The organism is Mesorhizobium sp. M4A.F.Ca.ET.090.04.2.1, from assembly GCF_003999085.1.
Lineage (GTDB): Bacteria > Pseudomonadota > Alphaproteobacteria > Rhizobiales > Rhizobiaceae > Mesorhizobium.
In genome coordinates, this window is sequence record NZ_RZOT01000344.1 from 1 (window position 1) to 6,528 (window position 6,528).

The window sequence follows — 6,528 nt, forward strand, 5'->3', positions numbered from 1 at the left end:
GAGTAGACATGTTTGTTCCGCCTCGCGAGAATATAAACAAGATACTCACATTTTCACAAAAAGGAACAACGGCGATGTGCGCGCTTTCCCTGCTTCGCAGCCTCTTCGACTATCAGGCCTGGGCCAACGCCGAGCTGCTTGAAAGTCTCGCAGACCTCGCGCAAGCGCACGCAAGCGAGCGCCACGCAGCGATCCGTCTGCTCAATCACAATCTCGTCGTGTCGAAGATATTCGCCGCGCATCTTTCCGGCACGCGCCACGGCTATGTTTCCGACAACACCGAGGACACGCCGTCGCTCGATGCGCTGCGCGCCGATGTCGAAGCGATGGACCGCTGGTATCGCGACTATCTCGATGCGGTAACGCCGCAACTTCTGGCGGAGCTCGTCCCGTTCATCTTCACCGATGGCGACAAGGCGATGATGTCGCGCCAGGAAATGCTGACCCATGTCGTCATCCACGGCGGCTATCATCGCGGCGAGATCGGCCGCATCCTCGCGCAAATCGCCGTCACTCCGCCCTGGGACACATTTGCCGTCCATCTCCATCGGACCGAGCCGTCGCGAAGGCTGCAGTTGGTGTCAGAGCCGGCCGGGCTGTGACGGCCCGAAAGCCTTTATATTTCAAGGGAAAAGCGGCTGCGCGGTGCGGAAGACACGGCATTCCTTCGCGCGCCATTCAACCCTGCAGCATTGGCGACTGACGAAAGCCGGCGCAACGGCCAATCTCTACCAAAGTGAGGGTTGCGGAGCGGTCCGCGCAGCGGACGGAAAGCCAACGGTTTGGCTTGCCGAGTGACGAAAGTCGGCGGCTCAGAGAAGAACGCTGTCCCGCAGCGAATGCTGCTTCCCCGCCACTTAGATCGGGTCTGAATATATATGAGCTACAAGCTCGCATTAAGTTTTGAGTTGTTCTGCAGTCGCTCTATCAAGCAAGCCGATACGACAGCCCTTCGCGTGAGCTCGCGCGAGCACCGCCATTGCAAGAGTTCCCGCGCTTGACCAGAAGATCGCATGAGTCGCGTGGCTTCAATTTCTCTCGCGGAAGTTCGCGGCGAGCTACGAAGAATCTCCGCGGACTTTTGTGCCGATCATTGCGAGCATGCTTTCGCCCTAACAGAAATTTAATCTGCGAAATTCAGTGTAATGCTTCGCTGGCTAGAAAGCCGCGAGTCAGATATGCATGAGCATGCCGGATCACTGACGATCGCCGGCAAAACGCAAGGGGCATCGCATGGCAAAGACGACAAGCAAGGCGCCGGCGGCGAAAGCGCCGGCAAAGAAAGCGGCACCGAAGGCTGCCGCGAAACCTGCAGTGAAGAAGGCAGCGCCGAAGGCAGCCGCCAAGGCTCCGGTGAAGGCAGCGGCGAAACCCGCCGCCAAGAAGCCGGTCGCAAAGGCCGCGGCCAAGCCCGCCGCCAAGGCCGCAGCCAAGCCCGCCGCCAAGGCCGCAGCCAAGCCCGCCGCCAAGGCAGCAGCGAAGCCTGCCGCCAAGAAGCCTGCAGCCAAGGCCGCGGCCAAGCCCGCCACCAAGGCACCGATGAAGGCCGCCGCCGCCAAGTCGGCGTCTGCAGTGAAGAAGGCAGCTCCGGCAAAGAAGCCGGCCGCCAAGAAGTAATCGCGTAGCTTCGCTCGCGACAAGGACAGGTGAGGGCGGGTGCCGTCGGTACCCCTCTCGCCAGTTCGGCGCCACTGGCGAAGCTGGAGCGGACGCTCCCCCTAAAGCTCCCGGGACTTTGCCATCGGCAGAACTTCCGGGAGCTTTTTTGTTGTTCGGCTTCCCCGGCAATTCGTTGCCGGCGCACTGGCTGTCCGGTTTCGCGACACTGGCCGTTGTCTTGCCGGCCATGATCGGTCAACAGTGCGCGCACACAAACAGGAACCCGACCATGCCGAAGCTGCTCTACGCCTCCACCTCTCCCTACAGCTCGAAGGTCTGCATGGCCGCGCTCTATGCCGGCATCGCCATCGACCTCGTACCGGTCAAGACCGAGGAGAAGCCGGCCGAATTGATCGGCGCCAATCCGCTCGGCAAGATCCCCGTGCTGGTCCTCGACGACGGCCGCTCGATCTACGACAGCCGCGCCATCACCCAGCACCTCAATCGCGTATCGAAGAACGCGCTGTTCCCGCGCAATCCCGACAAGCGGCTCGAGGCCGAGGTGCTGGAAGCGCTGGCCGACGGCATCTGCGATTGCGCGCTGTCGATGGTCTATGAGCGGCGCACGCGGCCGGAAGAGATGGTCTATCAGCCCTGGCTCGATCGCCAGTGGGCGAAGATCACCACCGCGCTCGATCTGCTCAACGCCAACCCGCCAAAGCTGCCGAAGAAGATCACCGCCGGCCAGATGGCGCTGCGCGCCACCCTCGGCTATCTGGCGCTGCGCTTCGCCGGCAAATGGGAAAAAGGCCGCGGCCGGCTGACCCGCTGGGCGGCGCGCTTCGACGAGAAGTTCCCGGACCTGAAACCGGCCGTGCCGGCGTAGGCGCCTTCCCCTTCTCCCCCAAGGGGAGACTAGCTTGAACCCCATCCACTTCCATGCTTGCCTGATACTCCCCAAGTCGGAGTGGTGAGCATGGCGAAGTCAGTCACCAAAACCAGCGTCGCGCCAGACCCCATGGTCGAGCGCCTGCGCGCGGCTCTCGGCCAGCGCGCCTTCACTGAACAGAAGATGTTCGGCGGCACCTGCTTCATGCTCAACGGCAACATGCTGATCGGTACCTCGAAGCGAGGACTGCTGGTGCGTGTCGGCAAAGCGGCGCATGAGACCGCCGCCGCGCGTCCGCATGCCCGCCCAATGGAAATGGGCGGCCGGGCGATGGAGGGCTACGTCCACGTCGCGCCTGAGGGCACGGCGACGGAGGCCGATCTCGACAGCTGGCTCGATCTCGCGCTGGCCTTCGTCGAGACGCTGCCGCCGAAATCGAAGCCAGCCAAGGTCGCAAAGAAGCGCATGTGAGCTGATGGAGCAGCCTATCTTGCACTGCATCGACTGGTGTCGTGAACCGGCTCGGCAACGCGGCCGGCGGGAGGATTGCGATGGCGTTTCTGACGGGACGTTGTATGTGCGAGGCGGTCACCTGGACCTATTCCGGGGACATCACACGCAATCTGGTCTGCCACTGCGCCGATTGCCGGCGCGCCACGTCCGCCCCGTTGACGGCCTTCCTGGGCATGCGGCCGGAGCAGATGAGCCTGGATCGGCGAGATCAGCCACTATGAAAGCAGCCCGAACACCTTTCGCGGCTTCTGCCCGTCCTGCGGCACGAGACTCTATTTCCGCTCGGACAGATGGCCTCATGAGATCCATGTGCACGCCGCCACCATGACCAATCCGGACGACTACCAGCCCGATGCGCAGGTCTTGATGCGCTCGCGGATGACATGGCTCGAGCGGCTGCCGTCGATACCCGCCCATGACGGCTTCCAGGAAAAGCCAGCCGATCGACCAAGCACCTGACAAGCTGATAGGTGAGGGGGCCGCATCCGTTCCAGTGCAGGCACAAAAAAAGCCGGGCGCGAGGCCCGGCTTTTTCGTGTCGTGGCTTGGACGACTTAGAACTTCATACCGACGCCGAAGGTGACGCGGTTGTCCTTCGACTCGACGTTGCCGACATTGTCGAAGTCCTTGTCGCCGTAGTCGGTGTAGCGGTACTCGACACGGCCAAACACGTTATCGGTGATCTTGATGTCGGTGCCGACACCGGCCGTCCAGCCGAGCATCGCCTTGCTGTCGCTGGAGACGCCGTCGTCGATCTTCTGGTTCTTGGCCGCAAGACCGCCGGTGCCGTAGAGCAGGATTTCCGGCGTCACGGAATAACCGAGGCGAGCGCGCAGCGAGCCATCCAGGCCGCCCTTGGCTTCGACGCCGGCGCTGGAACCCTTGACGCCATTGTAGCCGAGATCGGCTTCAGCACCGTACACGAAGTTCTCCTGCTGCCACTGGTAGCCGCCGAAGACGCCGCCGACAAAGCCCTTGGTCTTGATGTCGGGACCGCCGGAAACGTCGGCATGACCGCTGAAGCCATAGCCGGCGCTCAGGCCGAGATACGGGCCGGCCCAGGAAGCGACGGGAAGCTCGGCAACCGGAGCGGGGGCCGGCGGCTCTTCCGAGATGACGTCGGCCGCGAAGGCAGTACCGCTAAGGGCGAAGAGCCCGAGCGCGACCGCGAGCGGCGCGAATTTGAGATTGGCTTGCATTGTTCTTTACTCCTTAAGCCACAGGACACATAGGCTTGTTGTTCATGAGCGCCCCAAGACCCGTCCGGGGGGATAAACGGACCCGGCGCTCAACGGTTCCAAATGTCGTGTCGAAATGCGGCTGAAGCGAACCTGAACTTGGGTCATTCCCCGGCGCGAATGAGGCTGAACCGTGACGTTGCATCTTCGCAACAGCGAAATGTCAGCAGGGCTTCCATGCTGCGCTGCACGCGGCTTGGTGCAAGGAGTCCAGCGTCCTATATTGCGATCCAGCCGGCGCGAATCCGGATCACGCAAAGGTTGCGACGAGGCCGTTCCGCCACATTCCCGCCCCAGGTGGAAATGGCGTTTAACCCCTTGCCCCGTCATAATGTGCCGGCTTCCGGAATCGAGGCGGCGATTTGAGGATTGACAGATGAGCAAAGCCGCCGGGACAGCGCTGGTGACGGGTGGGGCAAAACGGATCGGTAAAGCGATCGTCGAGGATTTGGCCGCGCATGGCTTTGCCGTCGCCATCCACGCCAACCGCTCGGGTGCCGAGGCAGAGGCGCTGGCTGAACGCATAAGGGGCGAGGGCGGCCGCGCCGCCGTGATCGCGGGCGACCTCACCGACATGGACGCCGTCGGCGATCTCGTCGGCCGCTCGGAGGCGGCGCTTGGGCCGGTCAGGTTGCTCGTCAACAATGCCTCGCTTTTCGTCGACGATCGTGTCGAGGATTTCGACTGGCAGGCCTGGGACCGCCACTTCGCCATCCATGTGAAGACGCCGGCGCTTCTGGCGCAGAATTTCGCCCGCGCCCTGCCGCGAGGCGAGGAGGGGCTGATCGTCAACATAATCGACCAGCGCGTGTGGCGGCCGACACCGCGCTATTTTTCCTATGCGCTGTCTAAGTCGACGCTGTGGACACAAACCCAGATGCTGGCGCAGGCGCTCGGCCCGCGCATCCGCGTCAATGCTATCGGCCCGGGCCCGACGCTCAAGAGCGCGCGCCAGGACGATGATGATTTCGCCGCGCAGCTCGACGGGCTGATCCTTAAGCGCGGCCCGGATTTGTCCGAATTCGGCGCTACCATCCGCTATCTCTGGGACGCGCGCTCGGTCACCGGCCAGATGATCGCGCTGGACGGCGGCCAGCACCTTGCATGGCAGACGCCCGATGTGACAGGCATGGTGGAATGAGTCCCACAGATCAGAAGCACAAACGAAACGGCGACGCCGACGACCTGCCGCCCGACCTCGACCTCGAGGACGAGTCGGTCGAGGAGATTGTCGAGCCGGAGACAGCCGGACCGGATGTTGCCTTCACCACGATCGACTGGACGCCGCATGCCGGCGACGCCGATGGCATGGTCGGCGCCGAGGTGATCCAGACGCTCGTCAAGCGGCTGCCCAACGCGCCCGGCGTCTATCGCATGATGAACGCCGCCGGCGACGTGCTCTATGTCGGCAAGGCGCGCAGCCTGAAGAAGCGCGTCACCAACTACGCGCAGGGGCGCTTTCACACCGCCCGCATCGGCCGCATGGTGCGCGAGACGGCGACGATGGAATTTGTCGTCACCCGGACCGAGATCGAGGCGCTGCTGCTCGAGGCGAACCTCATCAAGCGGCTCAGGCCCCGCTTCAACGTGCTGATGCGGGACGACAAATCGTTTCCCTATATCCTCCTGACCGGCGACCATGTCTCGCCCGGCATCTACAAGCATCGCGGCGCGCGTTCACGAAAAGGGGACTATTTCGGCCCCTTCGCTTCCGCCGGCGCGGTCGGCCGCACCATCAATTCGCTGCAGCGTGCCTTCCTTTTGAGGAGCTGCACCAATTCCTTTTACGAGAACCGTACCCGGCCCTGCCTGCTCTACCAGATCAAGCGCTGCGCCGGTCCTTGCACCGGCGAGATCTCGCACCAGGACTATGCCGGGCTGGTCGCCGAGGCGAAGGACTTTCTCTCGGGCCGCAGTCTGAAGGTGAAGACGGAAATCTCCGCCGCCATGCAGCAGGCCTCGGAGGAGCTCGATTTCGAGCGCGCCGCCATCTACCGCGACCGGTTGGCCGCGCTCTCGCATGTGCAGGCGCACCAGGGCATCAACCCGCAGACGGTGGAGGAAGCCGACGTCTTCGCCGTCCACCAGGAGGGCGGCCAGACCTGCATCCAGGTCTTCTTCTTCCGCACCGGCCAGAACTGGGGCAACCGCGCCTATTTCCCCAAGGCCGACCCGGCGCTGGAGGCGGCGGAGGTGCTGGGCTCGTTCCTGGCGCAGTTCTATGACGACAAGCCGACGCCGCGCGCCATCTTGCTGTCGCACGCCGTCGTGGAGCAGGAACTTCTGGCC

Annotated in this window: 9 protein-coding genes and 1 pseudogene; 9 read left to right on the forward strand and 1 reads right to left on the reverse strand. The window is 63.5% G+C overall.

Annotated elements, in window-relative coordinates:
- Positions 1-74: 74 nt before the first annotated feature.
- The 7 genes and pseudogenes from EN781_RS22105 (at position 75) to EN781_RS35465 (ending at position 3,460) form a co-directional block, all read left to right on the forward strand.
- Positions 75-602, forward strand: coding sequence for a DinB family protein (locus tag EN781_RS22105; protein WP_126055606.1), 528 nt, complete (start codon positions 75-77; stop codon positions 600-602).
- 631 nt (positions 603-1,233) lie between these two features.
- On the forward strand, positions 1,234-1,617 hold the full coding sequence (locus EN781_RS34445) for a hypothetical protein (RefSeq protein WP_189347729.1): 384 nt from the start codon (positions 1,234-1,236) through the stop codon (positions 1,615-1,617).
- A 271-nt stretch (positions 1,618-1,888) separates the two neighbouring features.
- A complete protein-coding gene (locus EN781_RS22115; protein WP_126055605.1) occupies positions 1,889-2,485 on the forward strand; it encodes a glutathione S-transferase family protein in 597 nt (198 codons plus the stop codon).
- Positions 2,486-2,575: 90 nt separating this feature from the next.
- Complete coding sequence (locus EN781_RS22120; RefSeq protein ID WP_245455526.1) at positions 2,576-2,959, forward strand: TfoX/Sxy family protein; 384 nt, start codon at positions 2,576-2,578, stop codon at positions 2,957-2,959.
- A gap of 80 nt (positions 2,960-3,039) precedes the next feature.
- The gene (locus EN781_RS35455) at positions 3,040-3,222 is read left to right on the forward strand and encodes a hypothetical protein (protein WP_245492634.1); all 183 of its coding nucleotides are present in this window, start codon (positions 3,040-3,042) and stop codon (positions 3,220-3,222) included.
- A pseudogene (locus EN781_RS35460) lies at positions 3,209-3,310 on the forward strand (GFA family protein); the annotation flags it as partial. The gene EN781_RS35455 and the pseudogene EN781_RS35460, both read left to right, overlap by 14 nt.
- The gene (locus EN781_RS35465; protein ID WP_245455525.1) at positions 3,311-3,460 is read left to right on the forward strand and encodes a hypothetical protein; all 150 of its coding nucleotides are present in this window, start codon (positions 3,311-3,313) and stop codon (positions 3,458-3,460) included.
- 95 nt (positions 3,461-3,555) lie between these two features.
- Here the strand turns inward: EN781_RS35465 and EN781_RS22130 are convergent, their stop codons facing one another.
- Positions 3,556-4,200: an outer membrane protein gene (locus EN781_RS22130; protein ID WP_126055603.1), complete on the reverse strand. Its 645-nt coding sequence runs from the start codon at positions 4,198-4,200 to the stop codon at positions 3,556-3,558.
- Positions 4,201-4,615: 415 nt separating this feature from the next.
- On the opposite strand from EN781_RS22130, the gene EN781_RS22135 reads away from it, so the two are divergent.
- Positions 4,616-5,380, forward strand: coding sequence for an SDR family oxidoreductase (locus tag EN781_RS22135; RefSeq protein WP_127400331.1), 765 nt, complete (start codon positions 4,616-4,618; stop codon positions 5,378-5,380).
- Positions 5,377-6,528: excinuclease ABC subunit UvrC (uvrC, locus tag EN781_RS22140; protein ID WP_127400332.1), on the forward strand; the 1,152-nt coding region annotated here is incomplete at its 3' end. The genes EN781_RS22135 and uvrC, both read left to right, overlap by 4 nt.